19 protein-coding genes are annotated in these 18,149 nt (G+C 60.3%); 9 read left to right on the top strand and 10 right to left on the bottom strand.

Annotation, left to right across the window (positions count from 1 at the left end):
- Nucleotides 1-149: 149 nt before the first annotated feature.
- From AC13RM_RS10925 to AC13RM_RS10915, 3 genes are all read right to left on the bottom strand, one after another.
- Entirely contained in the window at nucleotides 150-2,021 is a 1,872-nt protein-coding gene (locus AC13RM_RS10925) for a peptidoglycan DD-metalloendopeptidase family protein (protein WP_488554927.1), read from the bottom strand.
- Nucleotides 2,022-2,153: 132 nt separating this feature from the next.
- On the bottom strand, nucleotides 2,154-3,512 hold the full coding sequence (locus tag AC13RM_RS10920) for an Nramp family divalent metal transporter (protein WP_374819570.1): 1,359 nt from the start codon (nucleotides 3,510-3,512) through the stop codon (nucleotides 2,154-2,156).
- A gap of 408 nt (nucleotides 3,513-3,920) precedes the next feature.
- Nucleotides 3,921-4,670 carry a tryptophan 2,3-dioxygenase family protein gene (locus AC13RM_RS10915; protein WP_374819568.1) on the bottom strand — a complete coding sequence of 250 codons (750 nt, stop codon included), beginning with the start codon at nucleotides 4,668-4,670 and terminating at the stop codon, nucleotides 3,921-3,923.
- A gap of 150 nt (nucleotides 4,671-4,820) precedes the next feature.
- Between AC13RM_RS10915 and AC13RM_RS10910 the strand changes: the two genes are divergently transcribed.
- Nucleotides 4,821-5,291, top strand: coding sequence for an Lrp/AsnC family transcriptional regulator (locus AC13RM_RS10910; RefSeq protein WP_374819566.1), 471 nt, complete (start codon nucleotides 4,821-4,823; stop codon nucleotides 5,289-5,291).
- A gap of 203 nt (nucleotides 5,292-5,494) precedes the next feature.
- On the opposite strand, the gene AC13RM_RS10905 is transcribed toward AC13RM_RS10910, so the two are convergent.
- The 3 genes from AC13RM_RS10905 to AC13RM_RS10895 all read right to left on the bottom strand — a co-directional run bounded on the left by AC13RM_RS10905 (nucleotide 5,495) and on the right by AC13RM_RS10895 (nucleotide 6,841).
- Complete coding sequence (locus tag AC13RM_RS10905; RefSeq protein WP_285176908.1) at nucleotides 5,495-5,902, bottom strand: type II toxin-antitoxin system VapC family toxin; 408 nt, start codon at nucleotides 5,900-5,902, stop codon at nucleotides 5,495-5,497.
- Between the two features lies 1 nt (nucleotide 5,903).
- Nucleotides 5,904-6,137 (bottom strand): AbrB/MazE/SpoVT family DNA-binding domain-containing protein, encoded by a 234-nt coding sequence (locus AC13RM_RS10900; protein ID WP_113231389.1) that lies wholly within the window; start codon nucleotides 6,135-6,137, stop codon nucleotides 5,904-5,906.
- An 89-nt stretch (nucleotides 6,138-6,226) separates the two neighbouring features.
- Nucleotides 6,227-6,841, bottom strand: a complete 615-nt coding sequence (locus AC13RM_RS10895; RefSeq protein ID WP_374819564.1) for a hypothetical protein — start codon at nucleotides 6,839-6,841, stop codon at nucleotides 6,227-6,229.
- 311 nt (nucleotides 6,842-7,152) lie between these two features.
- Between AC13RM_RS10895 and AC13RM_RS10890 the strand changes: the two genes are divergently transcribed.
- Nucleotides 7,153-7,305 carry a hypothetical protein gene (locus AC13RM_RS10890; RefSeq protein ID WP_285176905.1) on the top strand — a complete coding sequence of 51 codons (153 nt, stop codon included), beginning with the start codon at nucleotides 7,153-7,155 and terminating at the stop codon, nucleotides 7,303-7,305.
- An 18-nt stretch (nucleotides 7,306-7,323) separates the two neighbouring features.
- On the opposite strand, the gene hutC is transcribed toward AC13RM_RS10890, so the two are convergent.
- Nucleotides 7,324-8,043 (bottom strand): histidine utilization transcriptional repressor HutC, encoded by a 720-nt coding sequence (gene hutC, locus AC13RM_RS10885; RefSeq protein WP_285176927.1) that lies wholly within the window; start codon nucleotides 8,041-8,043, stop codon nucleotides 7,324-7,326.
- A gap of 79 nt (nucleotides 8,044-8,122) precedes the next feature.
- Nucleotides 8,123-9,466 carry a formimidoylglutamate deiminase gene (locus AC13RM_RS10880; protein ID WP_440480126.1) on the bottom strand — a complete coding sequence of 448 codons (1,344 nt, stop codon included), beginning with the start codon at nucleotides 9,464-9,466 and terminating at the stop codon, nucleotides 8,123-8,125.
- Nucleotides 9,467-9,567: 101 nt separating this feature from the next.
- On the opposite strand from AC13RM_RS10880, the gene hutI reads away from it, so the two are divergent.
- From hutI to hutU, 3 genes are read left to right on the top strand one after another with little or no spacing between them, the layout of a single operon-like run.
- Nucleotides 9,568-10,824: an imidazolonepropionase gene (hutI, locus tag AC13RM_RS10875; protein WP_374819559.1), complete on the top strand. Its 1,257-nt coding sequence runs from the start codon at nucleotides 9,568-9,570 to the stop codon at nucleotides 10,822-10,824.
- Nucleotides 10,821-12,356 (top strand): histidine ammonia-lyase, encoded by a 1,536-nt coding sequence (gene hutH, locus AC13RM_RS10870; RefSeq protein WP_374819557.1) that lies wholly within the window; start codon nucleotides 10,821-10,823, stop codon nucleotides 12,354-12,356. Before hutI ends, hutH begins: the two co-directional genes overlap by 4 nt.
- A 1-nt stretch (nucleotide 12,357) precedes the next feature.
- Complete coding sequence (hutU, locus tag AC13RM_RS10865) at nucleotides 12,358-14,043, top strand: urocanate hydratase (RefSeq protein ID WP_374819555.1); 1,686 nt, start codon at nucleotides 12,358-12,360, stop codon at nucleotides 14,041-14,043.
- Between the two features lie 3 nt (nucleotides 14,044-14,046).
- Here hutU and AC13RM_RS10860 read toward each other — a convergent pair whose 3' ends face one another.
- On the bottom strand, nucleotides 14,047-14,433 hold the full coding sequence (locus AC13RM_RS10860) for a type II toxin-antitoxin system VapC family toxin (RefSeq protein ID WP_069611599.1): 387 nt from the start codon (nucleotides 14,431-14,433) through the stop codon (nucleotides 14,047-14,049).
- Complete coding sequence (locus tag AC13RM_RS10855; protein ID WP_374819553.1) at nucleotides 14,430-14,702, bottom strand: type II toxin-antitoxin system Phd/YefM family antitoxin; 273 nt, start codon at nucleotides 14,700-14,702, stop codon at nucleotides 14,430-14,432. Before AC13RM_RS10855 ends, AC13RM_RS10860 begins: the two co-directional genes overlap by 4 nt.
- Before the next feature lie 75 nt (nucleotides 14,703-14,777).
- Between AC13RM_RS10855 and AC13RM_RS10850 the strand changes: the two genes are divergently transcribed.
- From AC13RM_RS10850 to AC13RM_RS10835, 4 genes are all read left to right on the top strand, one after another.
- Nucleotides 14,778-15,356, top strand: coding sequence for a HutD/Ves family protein (locus tag AC13RM_RS10850; protein ID WP_488554926.1), 579 nt, complete (start codon nucleotides 14,778-14,780; stop codon nucleotides 15,354-15,356).
- Nucleotides 15,357-15,434: 78 nt separating this feature from the next.
- Complete coding sequence (locus AC13RM_RS10845) at nucleotides 15,435-16,097, top strand: sulfite oxidase-like oxidoreductase (RefSeq protein ID WP_374819549.1); 663 nt, start codon at nucleotides 15,435-15,437, stop codon at nucleotides 16,095-16,097.
- A 190-nt stretch (nucleotides 16,098-16,287) separates the two neighbouring features.
- Nucleotides 16,288-17,727 (top strand): MFS transporter, encoded by a 1,440-nt coding sequence (locus AC13RM_RS10840; protein ID WP_374819547.1) that lies wholly within the window; start codon nucleotides 16,288-16,290, stop codon nucleotides 17,725-17,727.
- Between the two features lie 103 nt (nucleotides 17,728-17,830).
- Nucleotides 17,831-18,136, top strand: coding sequence for a hypothetical protein (locus AC13RM_RS10835; protein ID WP_113231398.1), 306 nt, complete (start codon nucleotides 17,831-17,833; stop codon nucleotides 18,134-18,136).
- Nucleotides 18,137-18,149 lie beyond the last annotated feature (13 nt).

Here is an 18,149-nt window from a genome sequence, read left to right as displayed (position 1 = left end):
GCATCGCGTCAGATAGTGCGCGGCGATATCTTCTCCATGGCGAAACACAAAAGGATTGTTATCGCATTCGACATCAAGGCGCCATTGCCGCCCGCGGGAATCGGGCTTGCAAGGATCGGGAAGGACGTTTTTGCGGATGTCTGGCCGGCCTATGGAGACGGTGCGCCGAAATGGCTCGGCCCAAAGCCCGATCCCAAGTTCGGTCCGAAGTCCGGGCCTGAATTCGGCCCGAAGCTTGGGCCTTGCTCGAAATTGGCGAACGGGGCGGGCGGATTTTCACGGGCCGGCGGAACGTCGAGATAGCTCATGATGTTCTCGACATGGTTGACCTGCGAGCGCAGGCTGTCGAGGGACTTGCCGGTCAGATTGGTGCCAGCGGGCAATTGCGCTGTCAGCGGGTTTTCGTAACGGCCGTTGACGCGCAGCTCGTAATAGAGGTGCGGGCCGGTGGAGTAGCCTGTCGAGCCGACATAGGCGATGACCTGGCCCTGGGTGACGCGCTGGCCGACGCGCAGATCCGACGGCGTTGCCGAAATATGGGCATAGGTGGTCTCGTAGCCGCCGTCGTGGCGGATGCGGACATATTTGCCGTAACCGGTTTCCCAGGAGATCTTTTCGACGACGCCGTCGCCGGCGGCCTGGATGGGGCTTCCCATCGGTGCGCGGAAATCGACGCCATTGTGGAATTTCTTCACACCCAGGATGGGGTGGATTCGCCAGGCAAAGCCGTCACCAAGCGTGCCATTCGGCACGGGTCGGTGCACGAGCGACTTCGCGATCGAGTGGCCGCTCTCGTCGTAGAATTCCGAGGGGCCTTCGCCTTCATTCTTATGCAGATAGAAACGATGCGTGTCGCCGTCGGCATGGAATTCGATGAACATAAGTTCGGTCCGGCCGTCTTCCGCCTTGCGGAAGAGCAGGTCGACGCTGTCGGGAGCATCGTCGATGCTGGTGAGCGAGATGCCCTTGGCCTTGGCGAGCTTGATGAGCTGCGAGGCATATTCCTTGGTCAGGCCGGCTCTTTCGAGCTTGTTGCTGACTGCCCGCTCGTCGCTCTCGTCGACACCCTTCAAATCGACCGCGGCAACCTCCGTCGAGGATGGAGCATCGGCCTGGCTTTCGCTGTAGAGCATCGAAAACAGCCTGTCATCGGCCACCGGGACGAAGCCGTTGGCATCGTCGCGGGCAACGACGCGCTCCGGCGTCTTGTCGCCGCTGAGGCGGGCCATGATCAGCTTCGGGCGGGCATTGGTGCCTTTTTTCTCAAGCAGCAGTTCCAGGCTGTCGCCGGGGGAAACGGTATCGGTCTCCAAGGCGCGCTGCAGCTCGTCGCCGGCGTCGCTGCCGAGGCCCGCAGACGCCAGGATGTCCTGCAGATCCTGCTTGTCCTTCGGCATGGATACGAGCCTGTGAAACTCGCGGCCGGCTTCGCCGGTCGTTGCGCGCGATACGCTGACATTCAGCGGCACGCCGCGAACCGGAAAGCGAGAGCGGCGCACGGCATCATAATGCGTGGTTTGCGGATAGATGCCGTGGCGGATATCGGAAAGTGAAGGCGGCGAAAATGCCACATTGTCAGCGCGCTCCTCGCCATAGGAGGCGTTGATGTCGAGCCCGCCGTCACGCGCCAGAGCAGCTTCGTCGGATTTGAAGACCAGCGTCGTGCGATGATAGGTGAAGATGCGGGTTTCACCACTGGATAATTTTTCGGCCACCTGCGCAAAGCGGGCGCCGTCGAAACGCTGTTTTGCGGCCAGCCGGCTGGCCTTGCGCATGGCTGGCTGAGGGCGCGCGAGCTGGGCCGTGCCCACCGGCGTTGCCCGCTCGATCGTGTGACGCGCCAGCAAGGGATAGAGCACGGTGGCGAGCAGGCCGAAGGACGCAGTGCCTGCGAGACCGATGACGATCAGGTGGCGAAGATGGGCGGAGCGCGGCAGAAATGGAATATGAAAATCGTGATGCGGCCGCGCCTGAATCGCAGCCTCTGCAGGAAATTGAACGCGCAATGGACTTTCGGCCATGAAGTGAGGAACCCTGCAGATTGCGGTGGGCCCAAACTAGGGCAAATCATGGCAAAATCTAGGCAAATATTACGAGTCAGTTAACTGCCGTGATCGTCCACAGGGCGAGATTCGCGCGTTCAAGATGATTCGTCAACCGAAGATGGTGTCGTAGAGCAGTTTGAAGTTCAGCGCCAAGATGATCGCGGCAACTATCCAGGATAGAATGGCGATGCTTCTAGAGACGACGAAACTACCCATTTTCTCGCGATTCGTGACGAATTGCACCAGTGGAACGACGGCAAAGGGCAGTTGCATGGAGAGAACGACCTGGCTCAGCACGAGCAGGTTCGCAGTGCCTTTTTCACCATAAATAGCGGTCACAAACACAACCGGAATAATTGCGAGGCCGCGCGTCAAAAGCCGTCTTGCCCAATGCGGAATCCTGAGCCGGAGAAAGCCTTCCATCACGATCTGGCCGGCAAGCGTCGCCGTCACGGTGGAGTTGAGGCCGGAGGCGAGCAGCGCGACGGCAAAAAGCGTCGAAGCGATGCCGAGGCCGAGCAGCGGCGACAGCAGCTCGTAGGCCTGACCGATCTCGGCGACATCGGAATGGCCGCTGGTATGGAAGGCGGCGGCTGCGACGATCAGGATCGCGGCATTGACGAAGAGCGCCAGCATGAGGGCGACGGTGCTGTCGATCGTTGCCCATTTGATCGCATCGCGGCGACCCTCTTCCGTGCGCTTGTAGGCGCGGGTCTGCACGATGGAGGAGTGCAGGTAGAGATTATGCGGCATCACCGTCGCGCCGATGATGCCCATGGCGATATAGAGCATCTCATGATTGGTGACGATTTCGGGCGAGGGGATAAAGCCTCGGAGAATCGCCGCCACCGGCGGTGCCGCCGCGGCGATCTGGATGGCGAAACAGATGGCAATGACGGTCAGCAGCGCGATGACGAAAGCTTCGAGGTAGCGGAAGCCCTTGCTCATCAGCAGCAGCAACAAAAAGGCGTCGAGCGCGGTGATCAGCGCGCCGCCGATCAGCGGAATTCCGAAGAGCAGCTGCAACGCGATCGCCGTGCCGATAACCTCGGCGAGATCGCAGGCGATGATGGCGAGCTCGCAGGCGAACCAAAGTGCCAGATTGACCGGCCGCGGATAGTGATCGCGACAGGCTTGGGCGAGATCGCGGCCGGTGGCGATGCCGAGCCTTGCCGACAGCGCCTGTAGCAGGATCGCCATCAGGTTTGACAGCATGATGACAGTGAGAAGCGTATAGCCGAACTGTGCGCCGCCGGCGAGATCGGTCGCCCAATTACCGGGATCCATATAGCCGACGGAGATCATGTAGCCGGGACCGACGAAAGCCATCAGGCGCCGAATCCAGCTGCCGCCATGAGGAACCTTAACCGTGGCATTGACTTCGGGAAGGCTCGGACGGGCATCCTCTACGGAATCAGCGAATTTCCATGCACGCCGCTGCTCAGCGGCCTCCTGAATTTGCGTCATGCTTACGTGGCTCCGGGGAGGATCGGATTGCGAGTTACTAAACAAATATGCCAGGCAACAAATTTATGCAATAGGCTATATTTCATAGTTTTTGCATTTCGTAGCATCAAAATGCGCGTCCCGGCTCCTTGAGTCGAGCGCCAAGGGAGGCTCGGGTGTCGAAGCCATCAGAAGGATTTTAAGGAAAGGATGCGGATGACCGGACCGTTATGGTGGAGGGCCGCGTTGCTGCCGGCCGGTGCGGCCATCGATCATCGGCTGAAAGCCTATGAGGGACCAAAATCGCAGCGGCCTTTGATGTTGGTTGCTGCGCCGAGGCGCGACTGCGGGTTCTCGCAAGAGCCGGCTGTCGCCCGGAAAGCTTCCGCCGCATGGTGAGGGCGGCGGAATGCCGGCTTTGCTCAGCGCCTAGTCGGCGGCGTCGTGCTTGGAGATGGAATCGCGGATGACACCATATTGGCCACCCCAGCGATCTGTCATTTCGTGGCGAATATCCCATAGTTCGGGGAAGAAGCGATGGCGCGTGCCGGCCTGCAGTAGCTCGACGGGACGGCCTTTCAACGATTTCGAGCCGAGGCCGATGGAACGCTGGATCAGATAGATGTGATTGGCGCGGAACTTCTGGAACAGTTCGTCATATTCGACCAGCGCTTCGGCGACTACATAGCTGTCGCCGTGATCGTATTTGCCGTCATAGATATCTTCGACCGTCAGGCCGGCGGCATCGAGATAGTTCGCTTTGAAGGCGTGCCAGAGATCCGGCGGCATACGCAGCAGAAACCCGAAGCCAGGTGATTCCTGGCCGCTGCCATTGCCGAGCTGCAGGCGGATTTGCTGATATTCCTTCGGGGACATGGTTTCCAAAAGATCGAGCTGGGTCGTCATCATGCGCATGATCCGGTGCACGCGGCCCATGAGCGTCACGACGCGATGCGTGTTGTGCTCCTCCATGAAGGCAATGACATCGACCAGCGTATAGGCCATCAGCTTCATCCAGAGTTCTTCGACCTGATGGATGATCTGGAACTGCAGTTCGTCGCCGTTGACCATGCCGTTCAACGGCTTCTGACAGGCCAGCAGCTTGTCGCACTGCAGGTAGACGCCGTAGTCGCGCATTTCGGGCGCTTCGATGCGCGCGTAATAATCTTTCTTCTGCATCCTCGTTCCCTTTGTTCCGGCTCTCGGCCGCTAAGCATGTTTGCTCTTCCTGCAGAATACGAAATTTCGGCTTGAACATTGTTCCTATTTGTCATCCAGAATCGCATAAATAGAGTACGATCGAGCAGTATTGACGCTGTGGAGAGAACGATGGAGTTAGACGCTTTGGATCACAAGATCGTCGCAGCCCTCGAGGCCGATGCCCGCATCTCGTTTGCCACACTTGCCGAACTCGCCGGCCTCAGCAAGACGCCATGCTGGAAGCGGGTGAAGGCGCTGGAGGAGGCTGGTGTGATCCGCGGATACAGGGCACTTCTCGACCCCGCCCGCCTCGGCTTCGGTCTGGAGGCTTTCGTGCAGGTCTCCATCGACGTCGAGCGCTTCGATGCCTTCGAAGCGGCCGTGCGCCGGCATCCGCTGATCTGGCGCTGCCATGCGACGACGGGGGAGGCCGATTATCTCCTCCATATCCTGGCGACCGACATGGCTGCTCTCGACCGGCTGTTACGGCAGGAGCTGAACCGGCTGCCGGGCGTCCGGCATACGGTGACCTCGATGTCGACGCGGGAGATCAAGTCGGACATTTCGCTGGCCGACGCCATGCGGCATGTGGGCGAATAACTATCGGCCGTCATCATATCGCGTCGAGCCGACGAGAGGGCGTATGAGCCGTTCGCCGACATTGATGAGGGAAAAGGAGTTGCTAGATCTAAGCCATTCGGCGAGCAGGATCGCCGGCAACTCAGCGACCCGACCATAGGTCGGACGATGCAATTAAGGTGATGCTGCATGTGGCGGAACAGGATTTCCTGTTCCGTCTCGTCTCAGTTTCCTTGAGGGCTGATGAGCGTGACCGATTTGAAATAGGTCCGGAAGCGCTTCGTATCGCGCGTCAGCAAAGGCAGGCCGCTGACAGCTGCGTGGGCGCCAATAAAGAAATCAGGCAGGACGCTGCTGCGTGTCCCACCTGATTTTCTATATTGAGAGAAGATCTTAGCGGCGAGGAAAAGTGCCGGCCGCGGGATCGGCACTATGTCGAGGCCGGTTTCGGCAAGCATATAATCGAGATCTTCGATCCTGTCGTAACGGACAGAAATTTCGGCATATACGACATCATTGATGCATAAGGGGCCGAGAAAGCTTGCGGCGTCGAGTTGCGAGAGCGACCAGCCGTACCACACCGGATCATTCGTGATAATATCCAGCAATATGTTGGAATCGACGAAAATCACCTCAATCTTGGCCGCGCGTCAAAGCCATGATTTCATCCGTGGTCATACCCTTGCCGGCATGGCCGCGGAACTTGCTGAATCGGCTAGCCTGCTTCTGGGCATCCACCGGGACAAGGACGATGTTGCCATCGGACATCAGGCGAAAATCAACCTGGCTTCCGGGGCCGATCCCGAGCATGTCGCGGACGGCCTTGGGAATCGTCACCTGTCCTTTTGCCGTTACGGTCGTACTCATCTCTTCCTCGGTAATACCCTCTCGAAAAGAGGTATTACTTTTGGCGATCGAATTCAAGATTGCCCGGCTGCCTGCGGCTTTCGAAGCGATCACATAGGCGGCACCGTGCCGTTGAGACCGACGGCAACCCGGTTGGCGGAGACTGTGGTCTCTCCGGTTTGCTCGCCAGTGATGAAGACGCCGGTGCCGGGCTTCAGATCGGCTTTCGTTGCTGATGTCAGCGTCACGACGGGCGTTCCATCCGGGATCTTGATCTTGCGTTCGCCGCCCTTGTAGGTGAGGGTCAATGTCGGGCCGCTGACCGAGGTCACGGCATTGGTGACCGTAGCATTGGTCATCGAGCCATTCGGCGCTGAATCCCAGGGGCGGTCGCCTTCGCCCGTTCCTTTCATCGAAGCCGGGAAGATGACGACTTCGATCGCGCCATTGATGCCGCTATCGGTCGGCTGCGAGGCGATGCCGACGAAATCGCCGGGCTTGATGTCGCTGACCGCGGCCTTAACGACGCCACCGACGCTCCAGCCGGATTTCAGCGCAACTGTAATGTCCTTGCCGTCGCGGGACTTGACCTTGAGCGTATCGCCATCGAGACTTTCCACGATGCCGCGCACCTTTACACGCTCGGCGGCCTCGGCGTTTTGAAAAGCGGCAAGCGTGGCGACGGAGAGCATCAGCGCAGCCGCGATCAGACGTTTGCGATCCATGGGTGGAGTCTCCCTTGAGATATCGGCCGAGCCATGCCCCGGTCGTGCTTGATAAGAAGGTTGGACGAGGGGCAGGAGGCCGAAGAACGGCTTTGAAGCCATCTACATCGCGATCCTATGCGGCGCTTCCATCACTCGCCATTCAAACAAGCGTGAGATTGTCGTCTCGTCCGGCGTGGGCAGAAATTACTGGAAAAGGCCTATTATTTCGCGGAACATCAAGCATTGCTTAACATTTACCGTTAGACTGCGCCGGTTATCTCGAATTCCCTATCGCGCTTGGCGCTGGGCTGGGGAGATTGGAGAACGAAATGACCGCGATTCGTCCGCTTCTGATCGGAATCCTCCTGATTCTGGCACTGGTTCTGATTGCGCTCAGTATCCTGCTGGTCGATCCTCACCAGCCTATCCGTCAATCCGACAGCCTCATTCCGCCGCCGACAGACTCGCCCCAGCGTCCTTAAAGCGGGGCTGGGAAATGGTCAGCTTGCCGGCGTAAAGCGCGCCACGAGGCTATGGCGATCACCAGGATAGGTGAGGCGAACGTGGGTGATCGGGCCGGCGGCGCTCCAGGTGCGCCGTTCGACGACGAGGCATGCCGTCCCTTTTTGAATATCGAGGTTGACGGCCGCGTCGCCTTCGGCCGATATGGCGCGGATCTGATGTTCGGCGGTACTCCATGGCACCTGGTTGAGCAGCCAAGGGCCCGGCGGCAATGTCTCGAAATCTGCCGTCGCTGCTTCCGGCACCGCGTCGAGATTGATGACGCGATTTTCCAGGCAGAAGGGGCGCGGACCGGCGTAGTGGATGCAGGTGATCTCTATCACGGGGATGGAGCCGACGAACTGCAGCCTGCGCGCGTCCTCCGACCGTCCACGCCGTTCGGCAAGCTTTATCAGTCGGTGCGAATAGGGCAGGTTGAGCGACAGGACCTCGGACTTGATGTCGTGAATCTCAAGTACGGCGGATTGCGCCTGCGGATGCGTGACGAAACTGCCCGAACGCTTTCGCCGCTCGATCAGGCCGGCGCGGGCAAGCTGGGTCAGCACCTTGTTCACCGTCATGCGCGAGCAGTCATAGTGCTCCGCCAGGTCCATCTCGAACGGAATGCGATGCCCTGGAGGCCAGGCGCCGGAGACAATCCGGCCCTCGATATCGCTGAGGATGCGCTGATGGAGGGTCGCCTCTTTGCCTGTGGTCATACCGTCCGTCTGTTCCGTGTGAGACATGGGATCTCCCGCAGGTTATTTAGAGGCCAATCTAGGGGAGGAAAAGCGGTTTTTAAGCGATCAGCTCGGCCATCGTCTGCCGGAATCGCGCAGAGATTGCCTCCCGCTTGATATGCTGACCGCCTTCGACTTGCTTGCGGCCCAGCGCCCATACGCCATCGACCTTGACGCCGCCGGCGAAGGTCCAGTGATCCAGAATACGGTCGCCGGAGAGGTAGGGCACGGCACTCACATCGAGCGAAACGATATCGGCATGGTTGCCGACGGCAAGGCCCGCTGGTGCCTTCAGAGCCGCACCACCACCAGCCAGAGCGCCGTCGAACAACATGCGGGCGGTCGAACCGCCGGTTTCGGCGATAACGTTGCGGGCACGCAGCGCCAGGCGCTGCGAATATTCGAGCTGCCGCAACTCCTCAGGCACCGAAATCAGGATGTTGGAATCCGAACCAATACCGTAACGACCACCTTCTTCGAGGAAGAGCGGTGCAGCGAAAACGCCGTCGCCAAGATTAGCCTCGGTTATGGGGCAAAGGCCGGCGATAGCACCGCTCTTTGCCATGCGGCGGGTTTCATCCTCGGTCATGTGCGTGGCGTGGATCAGGCACCAGCGCTCGTTCATAGGAGCGTTGTCGAGCAGCCATTGCACTGGGCGGGCACCCGACCAGGCGATGCAGTCTTCGACTTCCTTCACCTGCTCGGCGACGTGGATATGGATCGGTCCATCGCCGGCGATCGGCACGAGTTTGGCCAGCTCTTCCGGTGTGACGGCGCGCAGGCTGTGCGGTGCGATGCCGAGTTCGGCGCCGGGGAGGCGGCTGGCGACCGTACGGCAGCCGGCCATGAGGGCTTCGAAGCTCTCGATTGAATTGATGAAGCGGCGCTGGCCGTCAATGGGAGCGGCGCCGCCGAAGCCGGAATGGGCGTAGAAGACAGGAAGCAGCGTCAGCGCAATACCGGTCTCAGTGCTGGCGGCGCCGATGCGCTCGGCCAGTTCGGCGATATTGGCATAATGGCTGCCGTCCTTGTCGTGATGCAGGTAGTGGAACTCGCCGACGCGGGAAAAGCCGGCTTCGAGCATTTCCATATAGAGCTGCGCTGCGACGGCCTCGACATGGTCCGGGGTCATCGACAAAGCGAACTTGTACATCACCGTGCGCCAGCTCCAGAAACTGTCGTTTGCAGGGCCGCGGACTTCGGCCAGGCCGGCCATGGCGCGCTGGAAGGCATGGCTGTGCAGATTCGGCATCGCCGGAACAAGAACATCCTGCCTGTCATCACCGGCCTCGGGAGCGACATCGGTCGCGATCTCGGTGATCTGGCCGTCTGCGAGGGTCAGTCGCACATTCTCGTGCCATCCGTCGCCAAGCAAAGCCGTGCGTGCGTGAAGTCTCATCATGGTCTCACCCTTTCCTTTCGGACGCAGAGTCCAAAATCCCTCTTGTCAGCCTTTCGATTATGTATATACATTATGAGCCAATGAGGAAAGGCGTAAAGCTGATGGGTGGGAATAATTTTTCCGAAGATGGCGAGAAAGACGGCGCGGCAGGCCGTGTCTGGCGCAATGCTCGCCTTGCGACCTTGAAAGAGGGTGAGGCCCGGCTCGGCGCGATCGAGAAAGGCGCGATCTTGACCAGGGGCGGCCGTATCGTCTTCGCCGGCCATGAAGCCGACTTGCCCGATACATCAGGCGCTGAAATCATCGATCTCGAAGGGCGCTGGGTGACCCCTGGCCTCGTCGATTGCCACACGCACATCGTCTATGGCGGCAATCGCGCCCGTGAATTCGAGATGCGGCTGGAAGGCGCGAGCTACGAAGAGATCGCCCGCGCCGGCGGCGGCATCGTCTCCTCCGTCAACGCGACGCGGGCACTTTCGGTAAGCGAGCTTGTTGCCGCTGCCTTGCCGCGCCTCGATACGCTGCTGTCTGAGGGCGTAACGACGATCGAAGTGAAGTCGGGCTACGGCCTCAACATTGAATCCGAATTGAAGATGCTGCGGGCCGCACGCAAGCTCGGCGAAGTTCGCCCGGTTCGCGTCGTCACCTCCTATCTCGGCGCGCACGCGACCCCGGTGGAGTACAAGGGACGTAACGCCGATTATATCACTGATGTCGTGCTGCCCGGCCTGGAACAGGCGCACGCCGAAGGTCTTGTCGATGCTGTTGATGGCTTCTGCGAGAGGATTGCCTTTTCGACCGCGGAAATCGCCCGCGTCTTCGATCTTGCCAAATCGCTAGGCATTCCCGTGAAGCTGCATGCCGAACAGCTTTCCAATCTCGGCGGCGCCAAGCTTGCCGCCTCTTATGGTGCGTTATCAGCCGATCATGTCGAATATCTCGATGAGGATGGCGTCAAGGCGATGGCTGCGGCTGGCACGGTTGCCGTGCTGCTGCCAGGTGCCTTCTATGCCATCAACGAGAAGCAGAAGCCACCGGTTCAGGCCCTGCGTGATGCGGGCGTCTCGATCGCCATTGCCACGGACTCCAATCCCGGTACCTCGCCGCTGACCTCGCTGCTGCTGACCATGAACATGGCTGCCACCCTTTTTCGCCTGACGGTCGAGGAGTGCATTGCCGGCGCGACGCGCGAAGGCGCCCGCGCCCTTGGACTGCTCTCCGAAACCGGCACGCTCGAGGCCGGCAAGTCGGCCGATTTTGCCATCTGGGATGTCGAAAGCCTGGCGGAGCTGGTCTACCGCATCGGCTTCAATCCGCTCCATGCACATGTTTTCAAGGGAAAGAGGTTCAACCGATGACTGTCGTTCTCCATTCGGGTTCCGTCTCGCTGCAACAGCTGGCGACGATCTATTGGAGCGGTGAGCCGGCGAAGCTCGATGCGTCCTTCGATGCCGGCATTGCCAAGGCAGCTGCTCGCATCGCCGAAATCGCTGCCGGCAACGCGCCCGTCTATGGCATCAACACCGGCTTCGGCAAATTGGCATCGATCAAGATCGACAGCGCCGATGTCGCCACGCTCCAGCGCAATCTCATCCTCTCGCATTGCTGCGGCGTCGGGCAGCCGCTGCCTGAGAACGTCGTTCGCCTCATCATGTCGCTGAAGCTCATTTCGCTCGGCCGCGGCGCATCCGGCGTGCGGCTGGAGCTGGTACGACTGATCGAAGGCATGCTTGAAAAGGGCGTCGTGCCCGTCATCCCCGAAAAGGGTTCGGTTGGCGCTTCCGGCGATCTGGCGCCGCTCGCGCATATGACCGCTGTCATGATGGGTCATGGCGAGGCCTTCTATGCCGGTGAGCAGCTCTCCGGCGCGGCGGCGCTCGAAAAGGCCGGTTTGAAGCCGGTCGTGCTTGCCGCCAAGGAAGGCCTCGCGCTGATCAACGGCACGCAGGTCTCGACCGCGCTTGCGCTTGCCGGCCTCTTCCGTGCCCATCGTGCCGCCCAGGCCGCTCTCATTACCGGCGCGATGTCGACGGATGCGGCCATGGGCTCTTCCGCCCCGTTCCATCCGGATATCCATACGCTGCGCGGTCATAAGGGCCAGATCGATACCGCCGCCGCCCTTCGCGGCTTGCTGGCTGGCTCGGTAATCCGCGAGAGCCATATCGAGGGCGACGAGCGCGTGCAGGATCCTTATTGCATCCGTTGCCAGCCGCAAGTCGACGGCGCCTGCCTCGACCTCCTGCGTTCTGTCGGCCGCACGCTTGAAATCGAAGCCAATGCGGTCACCGACAATCCGCTCGTGCTGTCCGACAATTCCGTCATTTCCGGCGGCAATTTCCATGCCGAGCCCGTCGCCTTCGCCGCCGATCAGATTGCCATCGCCGTCTGCGAAATCGGCGCGATCGCGCAACGCCGTATCGCACTGCTCGTTGACCCCGCGCTCAGCTACGGCCTGCCGGCCTTCCTGGCGAAGAAGCCCGGTCTGAACTCCGGCCTGATGATCGCCGAAGTGACCTCCGCCGCGCTGATGTCGGAAAACAAGCAGATGTCGCATCCGGCCTCGGTCGACTCGACCCCGACCTCCGCCAACCAGGAAGATCACGTTTCCATGGCCTGCCATGGTGCGCGCCGCCTGCTGCAAATGACCGAAAATCTGTTCGGCATCATCGGCATCGAAGCGCTGACCGCCGCCCAGGGCGTCGAGCTGCGCGCGCCGCTGACGACCAGCCCGGAACTGACCCTTGCCATCGCTTCGATCCGCGCCGCCGTGCCGTCGCTGGAAGAGGACCGCTACATGGCAAACGACCTCAAGGCCGCCAGCGACCTCATCGCTTCCGGCGCCCTCAATGCCTCGATTTCAACCGACATCCTGCCCTCCTTGGAGATGTGACATGACCAATCCACGCCATAATATCCGCGAAATCCGGGCGCCTCGTGGTCCGGAGCTCAACGCCAAGAGCTGGCTGACCGAAGCGCCGCTGCGCATGCTGATGAACAACCTCGACCCGGACGTTGCGGAGAACCCGAACGAGCTGGTCGTCTATGGCGGCATCGGCCGCGCCGCCCGCACCTGGGACGATTTCGACCGTATCGCTGCGACGCTGAAGACGCTCAACGAAGACGAGACGCTGCTCGTGCAGTCCGGCAAGCCGGTCGCCGTGTTCCGCACCCACAAGGATGCGCCGCGCGTGCTGATCGCCAACTCCAACCTCGTGCCGCATTGGGCAACCTGGGATCACTTCAACGAGCTGGATAAGAAGGGCCTCGCCATGTACGGCCAGATGACGGCCGGCTCGTGGATCTATATCGGCACGCAAGGCATCGTGCAGGGCACCTACGAAACCTTCGTCGAAGCCGGCCGCCAGCACTATAATGGCAACCTCAAGGGCAAGTGGATCCTGACCGGCGGTCTCGGCGGCATGGGCGGCGCACAGCCGCTGGCGGCCGTCATGGCGGGCGCCTGCTGCCTCGCTGTTGAATCCGACGAAACCCGCATCGATTTCCGTCTGCGCACCCGCTATGTCGACGAGAAGGCAAGGACGCTCGATGAAGCGCTTGCTTTGATCGACAAGTGGACGAAGGCCGGCGAAGCCAAGTCCGTCGGTCTGCTCGGCAACGCCGCCGAAATCTTCCCCGAGCTGGTGAAGCGCATGAAGGCCGGCGGCCCGCGCCCGGATATCGTCACCGACCAGACCTCTGCCCACGATCCGCTGAACGGCTATCTGCCGATCGGCTGGACGGTGGCCGAACATCGGGCCAAGCGCGAGAGCGATCCGAAGTCCGTCGAAGCTGCCGCCCGCGCCTCGATGAAGGTGCATGTCGAAGCCATGGTCGCCTTCTGGGATGCCGGCGTGCCGACGCTCGATTACGGCAACAATATCCGCCAGGTCGCCAAGGAAGAGGGTTTCGAAAACGCCTTCGCCTTCCCGGGCTTCGTGCCGGCCTATATCCGCCCGCTGTTCTGCCGCGGCATCGGTCCGTTCCGCTGGGCTGCTCTCTCGGGCGATCCGGAGGATATCTATAAGACCGACGCCAAGGTGAAGGAGTTGCTGCCCGACAACAAGCACCTGCACAACTGGCTCGACATGGCGCGCGAGCGCATCGCCTTCCAGGGCCTACCGGCGCGCATTTGCTGGGTGGGCCTCGGCGATCGCCATCGTCTCGGCCTCGCCTTCAACGAAATGGTCAGGAATGGCGAGCTGAAGGCTCCCGTCGTCATCGGCCGCGACCATCTCGACTCCGGCTCGGTCGCTTCACCGAATCGCGAAACGGAAGCCATGAAGGATGGTTCGGATGCCGTTTCCGACTGGCCGCTGCTCAACGCCCTGCTCAACACCGCATCGGGTGCCACCTGGGTATCGCTGCACCACGGCGGCGGCGTCGGCATGGGCTTCAGCCAGCACTCCGGCATGGTCATCTGCGCCGACGGCACGGATGATGCGGCCAAGCGCCTGGAGCGCGTTCTCTGGAACGACCCGGCCACCGGCGTCATGCGCCACGCCGATGCGGGCTATGACATAGCACTCGACTGGGCTAAGCAGCAGGGCCTGCGCCTGCCGGCCATCCTGGGGAACTAAGGCCTAGACCAGCCGCACAAGGCCGCCGTAGCTTGCGACGGTCTTGTCGGCGGTTATCAGGGAAAGGCCTTCAACGAAGGCTTGGGCAACAAGAATTCGGTCGAAAGGATCCTTATGAATATCAGGCAGATCCGCGACCGCAGTTGCATGTTCACCCAGAACTGGGAGTTCTTGGTAGCCATTTTCGAGCAGATTTTCGCGAAGCTTGCGGGCATCGATGGTAAAGTCTGCCCGAGCACGTCCGGTCTTGATTGCCACTTCCCATATGCTGACGGTCGAAAATACAATCGTATTGTCGATATCTTCAATCAGATTGCGGGCTTTCTCCGGCAATCGTTGGGACATACCGGTCATCCAAAGCAGAATATGCGTATCGACAAGAAGCCTCATTTTTCTTTGATGTCTTTGAAATCGTTGAGATTCCCATAAAACATCTCTTCGATTTCATCGGCCATCATCGTGTCGAAGTCTTCGGGGACGGTAAATTGGCCATCCATAAAACCAATGCGACGCTTCTTTGGCGCCTCTTTCTCTTTGATCGGCACGACCTTCACCATCGGCTTGCCCGCCTTGGCGATAATGAAAGCTTCGCCCTTGGCGGCTTTTTCGATCAGCCGCGACAAATGCGTTTTCGCCTCGTGAATGTTGACGGTTTCCATAGCAGGCTCCGAATGGACTTAGTCCACTAAACTTAGTTTACTCTGAATCGAATTGCAATGATGGGACATGATTAGATGACAACGCCGAAAATCACGCTTCTCCGCAGCGATAGTCACCGTCGCATGCCCTGGAAAAACGGCGGCGGGGAAACGGTGGAGATCGCCATTTCGCCCGAGGGCGCCGGGCTTGCCGACTTCGACTGGCGCGTCAGCATGGCAACCGTTGCCACGGACGGGCCGTTTTCGGTTTTTCCGGGCATCGATCGTACGCTATCTATTCTTGAAGGCGAGGGCATGATCCTCTTCATCGAGGGGCGCGCGCCCGACCGCCTGACGCAGGCCAGCGAACCGCTATCCTTTGCAGCCGACGCGCCGACCTCGGCGACCTTGATTGATGGCACGATCACCGATCTCAACGTGATGACGCGCCGGGGACGTTTCACACATTCGGTGCGGCGCGTCGCCATAGATGGACATAAGGAAATCACCTTCCAGAGCGGGACCACCTTTGTTCTTTGCCATCGGGGCAGTGCCGAGGTTGATGGCATGGCGCTAGCTGCGGGCGATTGCCTTTTGATTTCCAACGGCGGTGCCGAGCGACACCCGATCTCGGGCAAGACGCAGCTGTTCTATATCGCCATCGCGGCAATATAGTCGGCTATCCGCCGTTCCTTGACTTGACACCTGCCCAGCTCGGTCATCCTATTTCTGTTCAGCAGAGAGGATACCGGCATGAGTGACGACCAAATCCCCGCCGATAGCAAGCTCACCACCTCTAAGCGCCGCTGGGCGGCGGAGGGCAAGTTTTTGACGGGGCGCATTAGTCGGCCCGAGACCGAGCGGCTGCCGCCGGGGCAGCATCTCGTCAAGAATTGGCCGGTGCTCGACCTCGGCGTGCAGCCGCAGATTTCTTTGTCGAATTGGCGGCTCGATGTGATCGGCTTCGTGGAAAATCGGCTCAGCCTCGATTGGGCGACTTTCCAGGCGATCGAGCAAAGCACCCGCGTCAGCGATATCCATTGCGTGACGACCTGGTCGCGCTATGACAATCGCTGGGAAGGGGTTTCGACGCGTGATCTCCTCGATCTTGCCATGCCGACGGCCGAGGCACAGCACGTGTTGCTGACAAGCTATGACGGCTATACCACCAACCTGCCGCTTGCTGATTTCGCTGCCGAGGATGCGATCCTCGCGACCGCCTGGGAAGGCCAGCCGCTGACAGTCGAACATGGCGGCCCGATGCGCCTCGTCGTGCCGCATCTTTACTTCTGGAAGAGCGCCAAATGGCTGAACCGCATCGAGCTCATCGGTGCGGACAGGGCCGGCTTCTGGGAGAAAAACGGCTACCACATGTATGGTGATCCGTGGCGGGAGCAGCGTTACTCCGACGATTGACGCTCCCGGCGCCTTGCGGGTGAGGTGGCCTGGCTCTCTGGAATCGCGGTTCTTATGTCACCGTGTCAATTTTTGATGGCGACGGCTGGGTTTGTGGCTTTGCAAGCCACCATCATGGGCGTATTCAATGATCGTATGATTACGGCCGGCATGCACGGCTCCTTTGAACGCCAATCTCCGAATTCAGATCATGACCGTTGTCCGGACCATAGAAGAGCCTTCCGAAGTAAGTTTCGGCCGGCAGTCCCGCATCATCGCCTTTGTCGTCGCCGTCTCCTTCTTCATGCAGATCCTGGACGGCACCATCGTCACCACCTCGCTGCCGCAGATGGCGAAAACCTTCGGCGTCGAGCCGGTTTCGATGAGCATCGGCATCACGGTCTATCTGCTGACCATGGCCGCCTTCGTGCCCCTGGCCGGCTGGGCCGGCGATCGTTATGGCGCGCGGCGAGTGTTCCTGGCGTCGATTACGATCTTCACCGTGGCATCGCTGTTTTGCGGTCTCTCGGGCAATTTGACCGAGTTCATCATTGCCCGTGCCGTTCAAGGCGTTGGCAGCGCGCTGATGACGCCCGTGGGACGCATCATCGTGCTGAAGAATGCTCGCAAATCCGATCTGGTGCATGCGATGTCGATGATCACCTGGCCGGCGCTGACCGCTCCTGTCATCGGCCCGGTGCTTGGCAGCTTCATCACCACCTATCTCAGCTGGCATTGGAACTTCCTGATCAATATCCCGATCGGCGTCATCGGTCTCGGCCTCGTTCTGCGCTTCGTGCCGGATCAGCGGGAGGAAAAGGTCGCGCGGCTCGATTTTATCGGCTTTCTGCAATCGGCGGCGGGGCTGACCTTCCTGCTTGCCGGCCTCGAATTCGTGGTGCAGGGCACGACGGGGTTGGCGCCCAGCATTGGGTTGATCGTAGCAGGTGTGGTTTTCTCCATCATCGCCACCCGGCATTTCATGACGGTCGATGCGCCCTTGCTCGATCTCTCCGCCTTCAAGGTGCAGACCTTCGCGATGTCGACGCTTTCGGCCGGCACGGCGAGCCGTGTGGCGATCAACGCGACGCCTTTCCTGATCCCGCTGCTCTTCCAGGTCGGTTTCGGCCGTACGGCGATCGATGCGGGCACTTATCTGCTCTTCTATTTCGCCGGCAATCTCGGCATGAAGGCGATAACGACGCACATGCTGAGGATTTTCGGTTTCCGCAACGTGCTCGTCGTCAACGGCCTGATCTCATCCGCAAGCATTGCCGGATGCGCGCTTCTGTCTCCATCGACACCAGATGCGTTGATATATTGCCTGCTATTCATCGCCGGCCTGTCACGGTCGATGAACTTCACGGCGCTGAATACGCTGGGGTTTGCCGATATCCATGCCGCGCAGCGCAGCTCCGCCTCGACATTGTCGAGCATGCTGCAGCAGGTTTCGCTATTGCTCGGCGTTGCCGTCGCTGCCGCCGTTCTCAATCTCTCGCGCACGATTCATGGTGGGGAAACGCTCTCGCTCATCGATTTTCGCTGGGCTTTCCTCATCATTGGCCTTATCGGTGGCATCTCCGCATTGCGTTTTATCAGCCTGCCGTACGATGCCGGCGCAGAGGTATCCCGCCATAAAGTGAAGACCTAATCAAAACCTTCAAATTCTTAACGATATTGACAGGCAAGCCGCTGTAAAGTGAGCTGCCGGTTCCCATATGAAATCCGCGTCAACTCCCACAGGAGGCAGTCCCATGCTGCTCAGAACCCTCGCCATCTCCGCTCTCGTCCTCGGCATGTCCAGCGCCGCCATGGCAGAGCAGGTGCATAAGCATCATCCCAAGCGCGTCAATGTCGAGGCGTTCCAGGCCGATGTCGGCAGCGTCGACCATTCGAAGGATGCAATCCTTCCGGACGGCACGATCAATACCGATCCGTCGGTGACCGGCCCGATCCGCGCCGGCGACTCCATTTCCCGCTTGCAATGCGCCGCTGCTCCTAACTCCGTCGGTGCTCGTTCGAGCACCTATAGTGCAGGCTCCGCCTCGCTTTGCCCGTAATGACGTGATGGCT

This window comes from Martinezella sp. CNPSo 3732, from assembly GCF_057784515.1.
Note: the sequence above shows the minus strand (reverse complement) of the source record. Positions and strands in the feature narration are given on the sequence as shown.